19 protein-coding genes are annotated in these 16,507 nt (G+C 36.4%); 11 read left to right on the forward strand and 8 right to left on the reverse strand.

Features of this window, described 5'->3' with window-relative positions; translation table 11 throughout:
* Positions 1–443: 443 nt before the first annotated feature.
* On the reverse strand, positions 444–1,139 hold the full coding sequence (locus E7C97_RS03270) for a VIT family protein (RefSeq protein ID WP_316108128.1): 696 nt from the start codon (positions 1,137–1,139) through the stop codon (positions 444–446).
* Positions 1,140–1,349: 210 nt separating this feature from the next.
* On the opposite strand from E7C97_RS03270, the gene E7C97_RS03275 reads away from it, so the two are divergent.
* Together E7C97_RS03275 and radC are read left to right on the forward strand one after the other, a co-directional pair.
* Positions 1,350–2,630, forward strand: a complete 1,281-nt coding sequence (locus E7C97_RS03275) for an O-acetylhomoserine aminocarboxypropyltransferase/cysteine synthase family protein (protein WP_316108129.1) — start codon at positions 1,350–1,352, stop codon at positions 2,628–2,630.
* Positions 2,631–2,693: 63 nt separating this feature from the next.
* Entirely contained in the window at positions 2,694–3,374 is a 681-nt protein-coding gene (gene radC, locus E7C97_RS03280) for a DNA repair protein RadC (protein ID WP_000286951.1), read from the forward strand.
* Positions 3,375–3,397: 23 nt separating this feature from the next.
* Here radC and E7C97_RS03285 read toward each other — a convergent pair whose 3' ends face one another.
* The 7 genes from E7C97_RS03285 to E7C97_RS03315 form a co-directional block, all read right to left on the reverse strand.
* The gene (locus E7C97_RS03285) at positions 3,398–4,087 is read right to left on the reverse strand and encodes a gamma-glutamyl-gamma-aminobutyrate hydrolase family protein (RefSeq protein ID WP_316108130.1); all 690 of its coding nucleotides are present in this window, start codon (positions 4,085–4,087) and stop codon (positions 3,398–3,400) included.
* 15 nt (positions 4,088–4,102) lie between these two features.
* A complete protein-coding gene (locus tag E7C97_RS03290) occupies positions 4,103–4,744 on the reverse strand; it encodes a redox-sensing transcriptional repressor Rex (protein ID WP_000660647.1) in 642 nt (213 codons plus the stop codon).
* 80 nt (positions 4,745–4,824) lie between these two features.
* The gene (locus E7C97_RS03295; protein ID WP_153225327.1) at positions 4,825–5,040 is read right to left on the reverse strand and encodes a DUF4649 family protein; all 216 of its coding nucleotides are present in this window, start codon (positions 5,038–5,040) and stop codon (positions 4,825–4,827) included.
* A 9-nt stretch (positions 5,041–5,049) separates the two neighbouring features.
* Complete coding sequence (locus E7C97_RS03300) at positions 5,050–5,397, reverse strand: DUF1831 domain-containing protein (protein ID WP_316108131.1); 348 nt, start codon at positions 5,395–5,397, stop codon at positions 5,050–5,052.
* 4 nt (positions 5,398–5,401) lie between these two features.
* A complete protein-coding gene (locus E7C97_RS03305) occupies positions 5,402–6,517 on the reverse strand; it encodes a cysteine desulfurase family protein (RefSeq protein WP_316108132.1) in 1,116 nt (371 codons plus the stop codon).
* A gap of 15 nt (positions 6,518–6,532) precedes the next feature.
* Entirely contained in the window at positions 6,533–7,477 is a 945-nt protein-coding gene (locus E7C97_RS03310) for a ribose-phosphate diphosphokinase (protein ID WP_049503350.1), read from the reverse strand.
* Between the two features lie 124 nt (positions 7,478–7,601).
* The gene (locus E7C97_RS03315) at positions 7,602–8,171 is read right to left on the reverse strand and encodes a CYTH domain-containing protein (protein WP_316108133.1); all 570 of its coding nucleotides are present in this window, start codon (positions 8,169–8,171) and stop codon (positions 7,602–7,604) included.
* Between the two features lie 134 nt (positions 8,172–8,305).
* Here E7C97_RS03315 and E7C97_RS03320 point away from each other — a divergent pair, with 134 nt between their 5' ends.
* From E7C97_RS03320 to E7C97_RS03360, 9 genes are all read left to right on the forward strand, one after another.
* Positions 8,306–8,977, forward strand: a complete 672-nt coding sequence (locus E7C97_RS03320) for a GTP pyrophosphokinase family protein (RefSeq protein WP_000627444.1) — start codon at positions 8,306–8,308, stop codon at positions 8,975–8,977.
* Positions 8,961–9,779 carry an NAD kinase gene (locus tag E7C97_RS03325; RefSeq protein ID WP_025171265.1) on the forward strand — a complete coding sequence of 273 codons (819 nt, stop codon included), beginning with the start codon at positions 8,961–8,963 and terminating at the stop codon, positions 9,777–9,779. The genes E7C97_RS03320 and E7C97_RS03325 overlap by 17 nt, the downstream gene beginning before the upstream one ends.
* Positions 9,776–10,675, forward strand: coding sequence for an RluA family pseudouridine synthase (locus tag E7C97_RS03330; RefSeq protein WP_316108134.1), 900 nt, complete (start codon positions 9,776–9,778; stop codon positions 10,673–10,675). The genes E7C97_RS03325 and E7C97_RS03330 overlap by 4 nt, the downstream gene beginning before the upstream one ends.
* A 15-nt stretch (positions 10,676–10,690) precedes the next feature.
* Positions 10,691–11,665, forward strand: coding sequence for a phosphate acetyltransferase (gene pta, locus E7C97_RS03335; protein WP_075230517.1), 975 nt, complete (start codon positions 10,691–10,693; stop codon positions 11,663–11,665).
* Between the two features lie 307 nt (positions 11,666–11,972).
* Positions 11,973–13,109 carry a phospholipase D-like domain-containing protein gene (locus E7C97_RS03340; RefSeq protein ID WP_316108135.1) on the forward strand — a complete coding sequence of 379 codons (1,137 nt, stop codon included), beginning with the start codon at positions 11,973–11,975 and terminating at the stop codon, positions 13,107–13,109.
* Positions 13,110–13,174: 65 nt separating this feature from the next.
* Positions 13,175–13,867 carry a YjjG family noncanonical pyrimidine nucleotidase gene (locus E7C97_RS03345; protein ID WP_316108136.1) on the forward strand — a complete coding sequence of 231 codons (693 nt, stop codon included), beginning with the start codon at positions 13,175–13,177 and terminating at the stop codon, positions 13,865–13,867.
* 410 nt (positions 13,868–14,277) lie between these two features.
* Complete coding sequence (locus E7C97_RS03350; protein ID WP_316108137.1) at positions 14,278–15,246, forward strand: hypothetical protein; 969 nt, start codon at positions 14,278–14,280, stop codon at positions 15,244–15,246.
* Between the two features lie 168 nt (positions 15,247–15,414).
* A complete protein-coding gene (locus E7C97_RS03355; RefSeq protein ID WP_316108138.1) occupies positions 15,415–15,630 on the forward strand; it encodes a hypothetical protein in 216 nt (71 codons plus the stop codon).
* 120 nt (positions 15,631–15,750) lie between these two features.
* Entirely contained in the window at positions 15,751–16,506 is a 756-nt protein-coding gene (locus tag E7C97_RS03360) for a DUF4336 domain-containing protein (RefSeq protein ID WP_316108168.1), read from the forward strand.
* The last annotated feature ends 1 nt before the right edge of the window (position 16,507 follow it).

Genomic DNA, 16,507 nt, shown 5'->3' on the forward strand with positions numbered 1-16,507 from the left:
TTCTGTTATATTCTAACAACTCATGAATATTAAATGATTAGTTTATTTGTTGACAGTATCCCAAGTCAAATGTTTCTATAGGAAAATTCTCATACTGGTTGCCCTAGATTTCATCCAACTATGTTTATGAAGATGCACTGTTGACTTATGCTCTTCAAGTGTTATCTGTAAGTAAATTCGTTCTAATTAACTGTGATAATGTAGAGTAAAGATTGTTTTTTTCCTGCGAAGAGTTCATATTTGAGGCAAACAAGCCATTTAAACAGAGTTAGGATTCACTTTCATGACTATGAATTTCACAAAATTAGTCAAGAATCCAGCCTCTAAAATATCTATTATTCAAAAACCACACAGTATTTCTTTCTTCTTGATGGAATTCAAGACTGAAATCACTGTGTGGTTTTATTTTAAAGCTAGTTTTTACCCAGCATCATTTTTTTCTCTTAAATACTAAACAACTGTCCGAATAGATAGGTAACTCCCATAGTCAACAAACCGATACAAAGGTTACGGATCATGGCTGTTTTTGTTGGGGCTTTCCCGAGTTTGGCACTGGTGTAGCCGGTAACTAATAGAGAAATCGCGACGATAACAACAGTAGCAGGGATTCGGTAGTCACTTGGAAAGATTGTAACGGAAAGCATTGGTGGTAAACTACCAAGAACAAAAGCGATGAAGCTAGATGCTGCAGCATGCCAAGGATTTGTAAACTCTTCATACTCGATTCCGTATTTTTCCTCAACCAAAGCCTTGAGTGGATCTTTCAAAAAGGCTTTGTTGGTTAGTAGTTGAGCAGATGTTTCACACTCACCATTTTGAAGATAAGCTGCATAGAGGGATTTTTTAGCAGCATCCAAATCCTTATCTAAAAGAAGTTGTTCGCGGGCTACAGCGGCCTCCTCAGTGTCTTTCTGAGTGGATACAGATACATACTCGCCACCAGCCATAGAAAAGGCACCAGCAAGAATTGCGGCTAATCCTGAGAGGAAAATAATCCAGATATTGCTTGTCGCACTGGCAACCCCGATAACAACTCCAGCGATGGAAATGATCCCGTCATTAGCTCCTAGTACACCAGCACGCAAGATATTTAAACGCCCTGCAAAGTTTGCATCAATTTCATGAGTAATTTCTGACATAGTTTTCTCCTTCCTGTCCATTATAAAGTAAAGAGGAAGTGAATACAAACTTTTTAAACTATCTGAAAAAAGTTCTACAATTCTAATTTTAGACAAAGTAAATAGAAGTAGCCATAGCTATTTCTTATGCCAAGATATAACAAAGTTGTATTTGTAACCTATTCTAATAGGTGATACAATGAACCTAATGAAATCTTTGGAGGTCTAAATATGACTCGTGAATTTAAATTTGAAACTCTGCAATTGCATGCAGGACAAGTGGTAGATGCTACTACCAAATCTCGTGCTGTACCAATTTACCAAACAACTTCCTTTGTATTTGAAGATACACAAGAGGGTGCAGACCTTTTTGCCCTTCAAAAAGCTGGTAATATCTATACTCGTATCACTAACCCAACAACTTCAGCCTTTGAAGAACGTATTGCTGCTCTTGAAGGCGGAGTAGGGGCACTTGCCACAGCTTCTGGAATGGCGGCTCTTACTTATACTATTCTTGGACTTGCTCATGCAGGTGATCATGTTGTTGCAGCTTCAACTATCTACGGTGGTACCTTTAACCTCTTGAAAGAAACCCTTCCTCGCTATGGAATCACCACAACTTTTGTTGATATCGATAATCTAGAAGAGGTAGAAGCAGCGATTAAAGATAATACCAAACTTGTCTTGATTGAAACCTTGGGAAATCCAGTCATCAACATTCCTGATATTGAAAAAATAGCTGAAATTGCTCATAAACATCAGATTCCTTTGGTTGCAGACAATACCTTTGCAACACCTTATCTTATCAATGTTTTTTCTCATGGTGTTGATATTGCGGTTCACTCAGCAACTAAGTTTATCGGTGGTCACGGTACAACTATTGGTGGTGTCATCGTTGATAGTGGTAAGTTTGACTGGGCTGCTTCAGGGAAATTCCCTCAATTAGTCGAAGAAGATCCAAGCTACCACAATATCAGTTATACTCGTGATGTTGGTGCTGCTGCCTTTATCGTCGCTGCTCGTGTTCAATTGCTTCGCGATATGGGAGCTGCCCTTTCACCATTTAACTCATTCTTGCTTTTGCAAGGTCTTGAAACACTTTCTCTCCGTGTAGAACGCCATGTTCAAAACGCTGAGAAAATTGTTGATTTCCTTGTGAATCATCCAAAGGTAGAAAAAGTCAACTATCCAAAACTTCCAGATAGTCCTTACCATGCCTTGGCTGAAAAATACTTACCAAAAGGTGTTGGTTCAATCTTTACCTTCCACGTTAAAGGTGGAGAAGCAGAAGCACGTAAAGTGATTGACAACTTGGAAATCTTTTCGAACTTAGCCAATGTAGCAGATGCTAAATCATTGGTGGTTCATCCCGCAACTACAACACATGCTCAGTTGTCAGACTCTGATCTAGAAGCAGCAGGAGTAACTAAAAATCAAATCCGTCTCTCAATCGGTCTTGAAAATGTTGATGATTTGGTTGAAGATTTGCGACTAGCTCTTGAAAAAATCTAAAAATAACTAGTTTTTATCGAATTATAAATCCTTCTCACGAATAATTAAGTGAGGAGGATTTTTATGTATAGTATTTCTTTTCAAGAAGATTCGCTCTTACCAAGGGAACGCTTGGTAACAGAAGGAGTAGAGAGTTTGAGTAATCAGGAGTTACTAGCCATTTTGTTACGAACAGGGACTCGTCAATCTACTGTTTTTGAAATTGCACAGAAAGTATTGTCTCAATTGAACAGTTTAACTGAGTTAAAAAAAATGACCTTGCAAGAACTGCAGAGTTTATCAGGAATCGGGAGAGTAAAAGCTATTGAATTGCAAGCTATGATTGAGCTTGGAAGTCGTATTCACAAACATGAAACTATTGAGGCAGAGAGCATTCTTAGTAGTCAAAGACTGGCTAAAAAGATGCAACAAGAATTGGGAGATAAAAAACAAGAGCACCTAGTGGCGCTCTATCTGAATACACAAAATCAAATTATTCACCAACAAACCATTTTTATTGGATCTGCTACTAGAAGTATTGCGGAACCAAGGGAAATTCTCCACTATGCCTTAAAGCATATGGCAACATCCGTGATTCTGGTTCATAATCATCCATCTGGTGCTGTTATGCCAAGTAGAAATGATGACCATGTTACGAAACTTGTTAAAGAAGCCTGCGAATTAATGGGTTTGGTCTTATTGGACCATCTCATTGTTTCACATTCCGATTATTTTAGTTACCGTGAGAAGACGGATCTGATTTAAAAAACCTGTATATGATACAGGTTTTACAGTTCATTGACGACATAGTCGAAAAGTGTTTTATCTTTAGGGCGATTTTCAAAAAGAAATTCAGGATGCCATTGAACACCGAGGTAAGGGAAACCATCAGTCGTTGTTACTGCCTCGATAATTCCATCTTTAGGATCGTGTGCTACAACTTTTAGATTTGGAGCAAGGTCTTTAATGCTCTGATGGTGGAAAGAGTTGATATGAGAGATTTCTCCATAGATATCTCGAAGAATAGTATCAGGCTCGGTGACTAAACGTTGAGTTGTATACTCGGCTGAAGTATCCTGCCAATGGTCTTCAATATCTTGATAAAGAGTTCCTCCCATAGCCACATTAAAGAGCTGGGTGCCTCGACAAACAGAAAAAATGGGTTTCTTCTGTTTAATGGCTTCTTTTATAAGAGCTAGCTCAAAAATATCTCTTTGAAGGTGGTAGTCATCGCTATCGATCGTTTTAGGTTCACCGTAGAACTTTGGATCGACATTTTGTCCACCAGTTAAAATGAGTTTATCAATCAAGCCAATGTAGTAACTGGCCATTTCTTGATCACCAATTGGTAGGATAATGGGAATTCCCCCAGCTTCCTTGACTCCTTCAACAAAGCCCTTTGCAGCATAGCTCATCATCAGCTCATCATCAGGATGAGCTTTTTCGTTTCCTGTAATCCCAATAACTGGTTTTTTCATAAATGCTTACGCTTTCTAATCCTCTTTTCTCATGAAATAGAGGAGAGTTTGCAATTCACTAGTTAAATCCACATATTGAGCCACCACATCTTTTGGTAGTTGGAGATGAACGGGTGAAAAGCTTAAAATTCCTTTAATACCTGCTTCGACAAGGAGATTAGCTACTTCTTGTGATTTGACACTCGGAACAGTTAAGATTGCAGTTTTTACATCTGCATTTTTTATTTTATCCTTGATTTGGGAGATTCCATAAATTGGAATTCCATCGGGAGTTTTCGTCCCAACTTCAGGATGGTCATCCAAATCAAAAGCCATAATAATTTTCATTTTGTTTCGTTCATGGAAACGGTAGTGAAGGAGAGCGTGCCCCATATTACCAATACCCACCAACATAACATTTGTAATAGAATTATCATTTAGAAGATCAGCAAAAAACGTCATTAGTTTTTTGACATCGTAGCCAAATCCACGGCGACCAAGTTCACCAAAGTAGGAAAAATCTCGTCTAACCGTAGCAGAATCAATACCAATGGCCTCGGCAATTTGTTTTGAGTTGGCTCTTTCAATCTTTTCTGCATGAAATCTTTTAAAGATACGATAATAAAGAGACAGTCTCTTTGCTGTTGCTTTTGGAATAGCAGACTGTTTTTCTTTCACAAAATCACAACCTTTCTAAATACTATTTTATAGAAAGATTGTGAAAAAATCAACAAAAATAAGAAAAAACTAAGAAAATCTTAGTTTATCTTTGTAAAATCATAGTGATATAGAAAACGATAGAGATCTCCCAGAAGACCTTGATAGATTTCTTTTCCCTTATAGGTAAGAGAAGTAATGACGGTCGTATCTGGAAGAGTCACACATCCTGAAAGTGACAACATGAGTGCTTCGTAATCTTCGTATTCTAAAATGCGATCGACTTGATAGGTATCCTTATAGGTTAATCGAAACATAGGGACCTTCTATCTTTCGATTTTAGTGAAGACACCACGCTCCACAAGACTGTCCATCAAGAAGTAGAATTTCTCTTGGTGGATATGAGTTTCTTCTGACTTAAAGATATCAACCAAACGTAGACCAAATTTATCAGTGATGTTGATTTTTGCACCAGTTAAGTCTTTGTTGATGATAATCTTAAGTTGGAAACCTTCCCCACTATTTGGAACCTTCTCAAGAAGGCGTGTTAGTTCATAGTTACCAACCTTTGTTTCAAAAAAAGTGTTATCTTTTAGAGTAAACTTTTTGACAGTTGGACTGATTGTGTAATCGTAACGGCAATTTTTGAGACTAATAGTTTTTTCGAATGCCATTGAGTTATCCTCCAATGATTTCTTTTAGAGTTTGTGCGAGGGTGATCATTTCTTGCTCTGTATTTTGAGGTGAAATGCTGACGCGAACTGATTCGTGTAAGCGAGGAGAGTCTTCTCCGTAGAAAGCCTGAAGAACATGACTAACCTGAACGACTCCTGCAGTACAAGCAGAACCAGTTGAAATAGAAATCCCTTCAAGATCAAGACGAAGAAGTAGTAGATCATTTCGTTGACCTGGAAATCCAATATTAAGGACATAAGGTAGCTGGTCTTTTCCTTGATTGAGGTAATAGTCTGTCTCAGCCATTTCCTTTAAGAAGGTGTCTTTCAGTTGTTGAACCTTTTCAAAGTTTTGTGCTTGGTTTTCAAGATCATCCTTTAGGGCTGCTACCATTCCTACAATGGCAGGAAGATTTTCTGTTCCTGCTCTTTTTTTCTGCTCTTGATCACCACCATGAAGGTAGGAATCAAAATCTGTAGATGCAGCATAGAGAAAACCAACGCCTTTTGGACCATAAAATTTGTGTGCAGAAGCACTGAGAAAATCAATTCCCAATTTTTCAGGAAGAATTTCTAATTTACCGACTGCCTGAACTGCATCGACATGATAGACGGCTGGATGATTTTTTAGAACCGCACCAATTTCAGCAATAGGTAATAGTGTACCAGTTTCATTATTGGCAAACATAGTAGAAACAAGAACGGTATCTTCACGAAGTGCATTTTTAACTTGGTCTGCAGTGATTTCTTGATGTTCAGGCTGTAAAATAGTCACTTCAAAACCGAAATTTTCAACCAAGTATTTGATGGGTTCTAGAACAGCATGGTGCTCAATCGCAGTAGTGATAATGTGCTTTCCATGATTTTGATGGCGAAGGCAGTAACCAATGATAGCAGTATTATTGCTTTCAGTGCCACCAGTGGTAAAGAATATATGTTGTGGCTTTGTTCCTAGTAAACTAGCTAGTTCTTGACGAGCTTCTCGTAATAGTTTACCTGCTTGGCGCCCATGGCCATGAATACTAGAAGGGTTGCCATAAGTTTCTTGCATGACTTGAGTCATTGCTGAGATAGCTATTGAAGACATCGGAGTCGTTGCAGCATTATCCAAATAAATCAAAAACTCACCTAATTTCTATTTAAATAGTGGACTAACTGGTTTTCTTTCATGAATACGAACCATAGCATCACCAATCAGTTCGCTAGCAGTGATGTATTGCACGTTTTTAGGTTTTCTACTTTCTGTCACAACAGAATCTGTAACCAAGATTTCCTTAATATTTGTTGCATCTAATAACTCTGCAGCACCGTTAACGAATAATCCATGACTGGATACAGCATAGATTTCAGTTGCGCCGTCACGCTCTAAGATTTTAGCAGCTTCAGAGAAGGTACGGCCAGTATTCAGAATGTCATCGATCAAGATTGCCTTTTTACCTTCGACATCTCCGATAATATAACCTTGACTGCGTTCAGAATCATCTTGCGCATAATCAATGATAGCAATCGGAGCATCTAGGTATTCTGCAAGACTACGCGCACGTTTTACACCAGAGTTTTTAGGACTGACAACAACCACATCTGAACCAGTCAAACCTTTATCGCAGTAGTGTTTGGCAAAAAGCGGGATTGTGTAGAGGTTATCTACAGGAATGTCAAAGAATCCTTGAACCTGAACGGCATGGAGGTCAAGAGTCAATACACGACTAACTCCAGCTTTCACCAACATATTTGCAACCAGTTTTGCAGTAAGTGGTTCGCGTGAAGAAGCGATACGATCTTGGCGAGCGTAGCCGAAGTATGGAAGTACAACGTTAATAGTATTAGCACTAGCGCGAACACAAGCATCAACCATAATCAAGAGTTCCATCAAGTGGTTATTTACTGGATAACTAGTTGATTGGATGATATAAACATCATATCCACGAACACTTTCTTCGATGTTAACTTGGATTTCACCATCTGAAAATTGGCGTGAAGATACTTTTCCAAGTGGAACACCTGCAGCATCTGCGATTCTTTGAGCAATTTCCTGGTTGGAAGATAGTGCGAAAAGTTTCATGTTTTTTGTATCTGACATCGATAAACCGTCCTCTTTAAACTAAGTGAATCGCTGTAGTGAAACACTTTTAGTGATAAATGCTCTCTACAACAGATTCCATTATTTTTCATCCCTTTTATTTTATCAAAAAAAGAAGATTATTTCAGTATTTTTTCATATTTTCTATAAAACGAACCAATTTTGAAGGAGCTTTTTTGTAATGGATTTCATTGTCTTGTAAAAATTCTTGGAAATCAAGACTTCCTTGGTTGCCATCTTCCACTTCTAATTCAAGCTCATAGTCAACAATATCAAAATATTGGCTCTGATCAAGTGCCATGAGTCCGATAGGAGTTTGCTTTTCGTAACGAACAGTAGTTAGGCAACCTAAAACTACCCAGCCACTGGTTGAAAGTCCACGGCTAGTCAATTCGTCAAGAATCATTCCTTGTGGAAGTATACATTCTTTAAGACAATGGTTTGCTCCCTCAAGGCTGAGATCTTGATTGTACTCCATATTTCCAACTTTTTGTGGGATTTTTATGGTCAATTCAGCGCTATTTTCAAAAGTACGAATGCGCATAGCGATTTTATGTTTCCGAAGGTAAAAATCAGGCGTGTCTAAGTAGTAATTTTTTTGTGTAATAGGTGTGACTCCTGAAAAGTGCTCCTGTAATCTTTGATATTCATCCTTTTCTAGAAGTGTTTTCATTTCAATTTCTAAATGTTTCATTTTTTTTACTTTTTCCTTATCTTTGAAAGCGATTGTATGGTATAATAAGCATTGTATTTATTGTATAAGATTTTTCCTAGAAAATCAAAAACTAGATAAATCGAAGTGTATAGAGAATTGGATGAAAAAGATATATGATTACAGAATGGGAAGAATTTTTAGATCCTTACATTCAGGCTGTCGGAGAGCTGAAGATAAAACTCCGAGGTATTCGAAAACAATACCGCAAACAAAATAAACATTCTCCAATTGAGTTTGTAACTGGTCGAGTCAAACCGATCGAAAGTATAAAAGAAAAAATGGCTCGTCGTGGGATCGGATACGATACGTTGGAACAGGACTTGCAAGATATTGCAGGTTTACGCGTCATGGTTCAATTTGTAGATGACGTGAGCGAGGTTGTTGCCATCCTTCGTAAGAGGCAAGACATGAGAGTTGTCCAAGAACGCGACTACATTACTCATCGAAAGGCTTCAGGCTATCGTTCTTACCATTTGATTATTGAGTATACAGTTGATACAATCAATGGGGCAAGAACGATTCTGGTGGAGATTCAGATTCGTACCTTGGCTATGAATTTCTGGGCTACCATCGAGCATTCTCTCAATTATAAATATCAAGGGGATTTTCCAGAAGAAATTAAGAAACGCCTGGAAATCACAGCAAGGATATCCCACCAATTGGATGAAGAAATGAGTAAAATTCGTGATGATATCCAGGAAGCACAGGCACTCTTTGATCCATTGCATAGAAAGTTAAATGACGGGGTAGGTAATAGTGACGATACCGATGAAGAATACAGGTAAACGAATTGATCTAATCGCTAATCGCAAACCTCAAAGTCAAAGAGTCTTATATGAATTAAGAGATCGACTAAAAAAGAATAACTTTATATTAAATGATAAACATCCCGATATCGTGATTTCCATAGGTGGGGATGGGATGCTTTTGTCTGCTTTTCACAAGTATGAAGACCAGCTGGATAAGGTTCGCTTCGTTGGTGTTCACACAGGTCATTTAGGCTTCTATACTGATTACCGTGATTTTGAACTAGATCAACTGCTTACTAATCTACAGTTGGATACTGGTGCTCGTGTGTCTTACCCACTGTTAAATGTAAAGATATTTTTGGAAAATGGAGAAGTGAAAATTTTCCGTGCTTTGAATGAGGCTAGCATTCGGAGAGCTGATAGGACCATGGTTGCCGATATTATCATTAACCAAGTGCCATTTGAACGTTTTAGAGGAGATGGCCTGACGGTATCGACGCCAACTGGGAGTACAGCCTATAATAAATCTCTTGGTGGAGCTGTTTTGCACCCTACTATTGAGGCCCTACAATTGACAGAAATTGCGAGTCTTAACAATCGTGTCTACCGGACCTTAGGTTCTTCTATTATTGTGCCTAAGAAGGATAAGATAGAATTGATACCAACTCGTAATGACTATCATACGATTTCTGTTGACAATAGCATTTATTCTTACCGTAATATTGAAAGAATAGAATACCAGATAGACCATCATAAGATTCATTTTGTAGCAACACCAAGCCATACTAGTTTTTGGAATCGTGTCAAAGATGCCTTTATTGGTGAGGTGGATGAATGAGGTTTGAATTTATTGCTGACGAACACGTCAAGGTAAAGACATTTTTGAAAAAGCATGAAGTCTCTAAAGGATTGCTTGCCAAAATCAAGTTTCGAGGTGGAGATATTCGCGTAAACGGTCATCCACAAAATGCAACCTATCTCTTAGATATAGGGGATGTGGTTGTCATCGACATTCCTCCTGAGGAAGGTTTTGAGACACTGGAAGCAATTGATTATCCACTGGATATTCTGTTTGAAGATGATCATTTCTTAATCCTAAACAAACCCTTTGGTGTGGCCTCGATTCCTAGTGTCAATCATTCCAATACCATCGCTAATTTTATCAAGGGCTACTATGTGAAACAGAACTATGAAAATCAGCAGGTTCACATTGTAACCAGACTAGATCGCGATACTTCGGGTCTCATGCTTTTTGCTAAACATGGTTATTCTCATGCTAGACTAGACAAGCAGTTGCAAAAGAAAGCCATTGAAAAGCGCTATTTTGCACTCGTTAAAGGAGATGGGGTTCTGGAACCTCAAGGTGAAATTATTGCCCCGATTGCCCGTGATGAAGATTCAATCATCACTAGACGAGTGGCAAAAGGTGGTAAGTATGCCCATACTTCTTATCGAATAGTGCAGTCTTATGGCAATATTCATCTAGTTGATATTCGACTGCATACAGGAAGGACACACCAGATTCGTGTCCATTTCTCTCATATAGGTTTCCCTTTGCTTGGTGATGACCTATATGGTGGTAGTCTTGAACATGGCATAGAGCGTCAAGCTCTGCATTGCCATTACTTATCGTTTTATCATCCTTTTCTTGAAGAGCAGTTGGAGATGGAAAGTCCACTGCCGGATGATTTCAACACCCTTATTACTCAGTTATCAAATAATAATTTATCTTAAAAGGAGTAAAAACTCATGGAAGTTTTTGAAAGTTTAAAAGCCAACCTAGTTGGAAAAAATGCACGTATTGTCTTGCCTGAAGGTGAAGAACCACGTATTCTTCAAGCAACAAAACGCATCGTAAAAGAAACAGATGTTATCCCTGTCCTGCTAGGAAACCCTGACAAAATTAAAATCTATCTTGAAATCGAAGGAATCATGGATGGTTATGAAGTAATCGATCCTGCGCATTACCCTCAATTTGAAGACATGGTAGCATCACTTGTAGAACGTCGTAAAGGAAAAATGACTGAAGAAGAAGCTCGCGAAATCTTGGTTAAAGACGTGAACTATTTTGGTGTTATGTTGGTATACATGGGCTTGGTAGATGGAATGGTTTCAGGAGCTATTCACTCTACTGCGGCAACTGTTCGCCCAGCCCTTCAAATCATTAAAACACGTCCAAATGTTAGTCGTACTTCAGGTGCCTTCCTTATGGTTCGTGGCACTGAGCGTTACCTATTTGGTGACTGTGCCATCAATATCAATCCTGATGCTGAAGCATTGGCAGAGATTGCGATTAACTCTGCTATCACAGCTAAGATGTTCGGTATCGAACCAAAAATTGCGATGCTAAGCTATTCAACTAAAGGTTCTGGTTTTGGTGAAAGCGTAGATAAAGTTGTTGAAGCAACTAAGATTGCTCATGATCTTCGTCCCGACCTTGAAATTGATGGGGAATTGCAATTTGATGCTGCCTTCGTTCCAGAAACAGCTGCTCTTAAAGCACCAGGAAGCAAGGTTGCTGGACAAGCAAACGTCTTTATCTTCCCAGGTATTGAAGCAGGGAATATTGGTTACAAGATGGCAGAACGTCTCGGTGGCTTTGCAGCGGTTGGTCCAGTATTGCAAGGTTTGAACAAACCAGTTAATGACCTTTCACGTGGATGTAACTCAGACGACGTCTTCAAACTTACTCTTATCACAGCAGCCCAAGCTGTACACCAATAAAAGACAAGATAGCTCCTTTTCTGTTAAAGGAGCTTTTCAAGTAGGAAAGATTAAAGAGATTCTCATGCTTTGTTCTAGTTTTTTTGACTAGTCAGCTCTAAAGTGTTAATTATTCAATTTCTTTATCTTCCAAATACAGAAAGGATTTTATAGATTGAAATACAAATTTCTATTATTCTAAAACTCTAGAAAAAAGTATACATTTTATAAGTCATAACCACCCGTCTAACGGGTGATTATGATTAATTGATACAATAATAAAATAAACTAGTATAGAATCTATAATATAAAACAAGGGAAATTTAACATGATTATTAACTTTAGTAAGGGTAAATTTATTGGTAATATTGGGGATAGCATAGACTATCAAAATGTATTGGATAACTTTGGTCAAGCTAAATTGATAAATATCTTAACCTATAATATATCAAAAAATAAAGAGTTTAGAGAATTAGTGACCAATCTTGCAGATATTGATGATAATGTTCCAATACGAATTGTTACAAGTATTCCATCGTGGCAGTATGGTTCAGATGTGAGTGCAGCTTATAAAAAGTATAAAGAAATTTTGAAACCACTTCTTGGAAAGAAAAATATCCAAATCAAGTTTTCAAAAGATAATCACGGTAAAATTGTAGGAACAGAATCAGTTGTTTACTTTGGATCTGCCAATCTTTCTTTTAATCGGAAAAATATTGAGACTGGGTGTATTATTCATGATAGTTCTTTTATTACCGAATTGTATAAATCTTTTTTTGACGAGATATTTAAGATTGCAATTCCAATTGAAGAAGATTCCATAGTTATTATGACAAGTTTAGCACGTCAATTATCTAAGATTGCTAATGATATAACTGATTTAACTAATTCGTATGAAGAAGTAACTGATAAAATAATTATAGATATTACAAATCTTAGGGACTACTTACAAAAAGTAGAACTAAATAATAATGACGACTTTCTAAGTCAAATATCTTCATTTTATGAATTTGACTTAGAAAATATTCAGGAAAAATCACGATTATTATTTGAGAAATCTGATAGTTTAGATTATTCAGATTGTGAAAGTATATCAGTATATAATCGATTAGTTCATGAGAAAATTGATGAATTGAAGAAAAAGTATAATCAGGATGTAGAGGCCGTTAATTCTAGTTTGATACCTGAACATGAAAAAACAATAAAAATAGATTTATTGTCAAGAGAGTACCAAGAAAAAGCGCCTAGTGAGATAATCGATAGTATTGAGCAAACAAAAATTGATTGGGATATTATGGAGGAGGCTAAAGAATTAGCAAAGGAAGAATTCATTATTACTAACTATGAGGATTTTTGTACAGAGTTATTTGAGTTAACTGATATTCTTAAGGAGTTAGAATATCAGTTAATGTATCATGTGAAAAATAATTTGAAAACGAAATCTTTTCCTGATTTGACATCTTAATTATCTTAGCTGATAATTTTTAGAATATATCAATCTTTTCCCCCATAGAAAGGAACTTTCCAGAATTGTATTACAAATTTTTACTCTTCGACCTCGACCACACCTTACTCGATTTTGATGCTGCAGAAGATATTGCCTTATCACAACTCCTAAAAGAAGAAGGAGTAGAGGATATCCAAGCATACAAAGATTATTATGTACCTATGAACAAAGCACTTTGGAAAGATTTGGAACAGAAAAAAATTACAAAAAAAGAATTGGTCAATACTCGTTTTGCAAAGTTGTTTGCTCACTTTGGCATTGAAAAAGATGGCGCCTACTTGGCAGAGCGCTATCAGTTTTTCCTATCTAAACAAGGTCAAACTTTTCCAGGTGTCGAAGATTTATTAAAAAAATTGATAAGTCAAGGTTATGAGCTTTATGCTGCAACAAATGGGATTACCTATATTCAGACAGGTCGTTTGGAACAATCTGGAATCGCATCATATTTCAAGGAAATTTTTATATCAGAACAACTCCATACTCAAAAACCAGATGCTGAGTTCTATGAAAAAATTGGAGCTTGTATCCCTAACTTTGATAAAAACTATGCCCTTATGATCGGTGATTCTTTATCAGCTGATATTCAGGGCGGGCAAAATGCTGGAATTGATACTATCTGGTACAACCCTCATCATCTGGAAAATAAGACCCAAGCCCATCCAACTTATGAAGTCGACTCTTATCAGGCTCTGCTTGATTGCTTGGGGCTCCTTTAAAAATCACAAAATATATAAAATTCTAGAAAACCTGGAGCATGGAGTGCAAGAAATTTTGGCTTTTTTTGAAAACGTTTTATTTTTTTGATATAATAAATCATACTAGGATATAATGATAAGAATATTGTGATTGTCATCTACCGTTAAGTTGTATATGGATATCAAATTGGTAGTACAGTTAATCAAGCAGGTATTAAAAAGAAGCATCTAAACTAGTCAATAAATTCTCTATTCATCTGTTTGAACGTCTTAAATTGGTATAAAAAGCTATATAGGAGCAACTCAGTATGGTATTGAAAAGTAATAAAAGAACCATAAACTTCATGTTGATGTTAATAAGTGCTTGTTGCTGCCTTATTTGTCTAAGTGCCTGTCAGTCAAATAAGGTAAATTCGGTAGATGATTATAAAATGGCTATCTGGGATAGCGATAAAATAGCTGTCTTTGATGATTATGATTTAAATGAGTTCAAGGGTAATATATCTAGAAAAGAAAAATATATCTATTGGGCAGAAAGTTTTTCGGAAGCAGGATCCTATTCAACTGCAAAAACAAAAGATACCTCAGGTCTAAAAAGATATGTATCTAGAATTAATAAGGAAAATTTAAGTGAAACGTTTAAATTAGCAGAGGGAAATGATGCATACGCATCTATAACAGATGGGGATTATTTATATGCAACTGCTGTCTTTACAGATAGAATTGAATTTTATAAATATGATAATAATTTAGAGGTTGTCACTAATGTTACCGTGAAAAATGATGGTCAGCTAAATGCCAGTCAACAGTTTGTTATTGTAGATAATTATTTATACTTACTTGTAACCACATTGGATTTATCAACACAAGTTCCTAATACAGAAATTTGGAAAATGGATAAAGAGTTCAACATCGTCGAAAAGTATAATCTTGACGAAACATCAGCATATATGAGAATGGTTAATGTAGATGATGTCTTGTATATTGTGGAAGCACTTAGTGGGCGTAATTCTGATGGGGAATATAAGTCAGGAAATAAATTATTGGTTTTTGATTTAAAAAATCAGAGTAAGAATTATATCGATATTCCTGAAAAGTATCCAACAAATATTCACTATGATGCTAAAAATAATCAATTGATTATAGAGAATGAGGGATTGTATAATGGCGAATTTTCCTTTACTACAGTCAATCTAGACAATTTAGAAAAAGATATTATTCATCTGGAAGGCTTTAGTACAGAGCGATATATTGCACCGTATTTTACATTTAAAGACAACATCTATTATTTTTTATTTAATGATTCACTGGTTAAATATGATATTCTTGATAAGAAACAAACAGTTATCAGTTTAGAAAATTATAAAATAAAAGATGCACATTATTTGATTGTTAGATAGTTTCTTTATTGATTGAATTCAAAAATTCAATCTTAAGGAAGTGCTTAAACATAGTCCTACCTATCTCCCCTTTGCTCGAGCAAAGGGGAGATTTAATCTAATTTTTTTACAGGAGATTTAAAAAATTTTGCAAGGAAGAGATTTGAAAATATAATAATAGTTTTTGAAATGACTAGCTATCTTTCAGATTGGAGGAGTTGCTGTAGCGCGGCTTCTGGAGGTTTTGATTACTATAACCAAAAATCAAGTGATGAGTTTAAGATAAGAGTTGTAAAGGAATTGAATAAAAGATTTGATGAAAAACTTAATACTCTAACAGAATTGATTATTGATGAAATCGACAAAGAATTTATCCTTTCTAACACGAGAAAAGGTGGTGAATAAAGGCTATTTAGTATAAATTCTCTATAAAACTTCTCAAATTTCAATAGATACTTTTAAAAGTGGTTTAGATAGCCACTTTTTGCTATAATAGAGGCAGTATCAACGAAGGAGTAGTAAATGATGTCTAGGCCACCTCTTTCTCTTTATGAACCATTGTATTTACTAAAGGAAGTTGATCAAAATATCTGGATAGTAGAAGGTGATTTGATACAAATGGATATGAAGGTCTTCAAACTTCCTTTTCAGACACGTATGACGGTGATTAAGTTAAATGATGACAAACTTTGGATTCATTCTCCTATTGCTCCAAATGAGAAACTTTTTACTGAACTGGACGCTTTGGGGAAAGTCGCTTACCTGATTTCACCAAATAAGATTCACTACGCCTATATTGCAGATTGGAAACAAAGGTATCCTCATGCGCAAGCATGGTCTAGCCCAGGAGTAGAAGAGAGAGTAAAAAGTCAGAAAGTCAAGGTTGTATTTGATGCTCCCTTAACAGATAAGGCTCCTGACTTATGGTCTGATGAGATTGAACAACTCATTTTTAAGGGAAGTTCAGTCATTGAAGAGGTGGTATTTTTTCATAAATCAACTAAAACACTGATTGTGACAGACCTCATAGAGAATTTTGAACTGGAAAAGATAGCTAGTCCAATCCGCAGAAGATTCTATCGTTTAGCTCGTGTAACATCCCCTGATGGACAAACTCCTATCGATTATCGGATGACTTTCATAGGAAGACAAAGGGAAGCAAAAACTTCCTTTTCCCGTATGTTAAACTGGAAACCGGATAAAATCATACTTGCACATGGTTTATGCTTTTTTAAAAATGGTACGGATGAATTAAGACGTGCTTTTCGATGGATACGATAAA

The sequence above is a fragment of the Streptococcus sp. genome (genome assembly GCF_032481935.1).
Classification (GTDB): Bacteria; Bacillota; Bacilli; order Lactobacillales; family Streptococcaceae; genus Streptococcus.

Coding starts and splice junctions, on each gene's coding strand:
- E7C97_RS03270 (WP_316108128.1), bottom strand. CDS start 1,139: ATGTCAGAAATTACTCATGAAATTGATGCAAACTTTGCAGGGCGTTTA.
- E7C97_RS03275 (WP_316108129.1), top strand. CDS start 1,350: ATGACTCGTGAATTTAAATTTGAAACTCTGCAATTGCATGCAGGACAA.
- radC (WP_000286951.1), top strand. CDS start 2,694: ATGTATAGTATTTCTTTTCAAGAAGATTCGCTCTTACCAAGGGAACGC.
- E7C97_RS03285 (WP_316108130.1), bottom strand. CDS start 4,087: ATGAAAAAACCAGTTATTGGGATTACAGGAAACGAAAAAGCTCATCCT.
- E7C97_RS03295 (WP_153225327.1), bottom strand. CDS start 5,040: ATGTTTCGATTAACCTATAAGGATACCTATCAAGTCGATCGCATTTTA.
- E7C97_RS03300 (WP_316108131.1), bottom strand. CDS start 5,397: ATGGCATTCGAAAAAACTATTAGTCTCAAAAATTGCCGTTACGATTAC.
- E7C97_RS03310 (WP_049503350.1), bottom strand. CDS start 7,477: ATGTCAGATACAAAAAACATGAAACTTTTCGCACTATCTTCCAACCAG.
- E7C97_RS03315 (WP_316108133.1), bottom strand. CDS start 8,171: ATGAAACATTTAGAAATTGAAATGAAAACACTTCTAGAAAAGGATGAA.
- E7C97_RS03320 (WP_000627444.1), top strand. CDS start 8,306: ATGATTACAGAATGGGAAGAATTTTTAGATCCTTACATTCAGGCTGTC.
- E7C97_RS03325 (WP_025171265.1), top strand. CDS start 8,961: ATGAAGAATACAGGTAAACGAATTGATCTAATCGCTAATCGCAAACCT.
- E7C97_RS03330 (WP_316108134.1), top strand. CDS start 9,776: ATGAGGTTTGAATTTATTGCTGACGAACACGTCAAGGTAAAGACATTT.
- pta (WP_075230517.1), top strand. CDS start 10,691: ATGGAAGTTTTTGAAAGTTTAAAAGCCAACCTAGTTGGAAAAAATGCA.
- E7C97_RS03340 (WP_316108135.1), top strand. CDS start 11,973: ATGATTATTAACTTTAGTAAGGGTAAATTTATTGGTAATATTGGGGAT.
- E7C97_RS03350 (WP_316108137.1), top strand. CDS start 14,278: ATGGCTATCTGGGATAGCGATAAAATAGCTGTCTTTGATGATTATGAT.
- E7C97_RS03355 (WP_316108138.1), top strand. CDS start 15,415: ATGACTAGCTATCTTTCAGATTGGAGGAGTTGCTGTAGCGCGGCTTCT.
- E7C97_RS03360 (WP_316108168.1), top strand. CDS start 15,751: ATGTCTAGGCCACCTCTTTCTCTTTATGAACCATTGTATTTACTAAAG.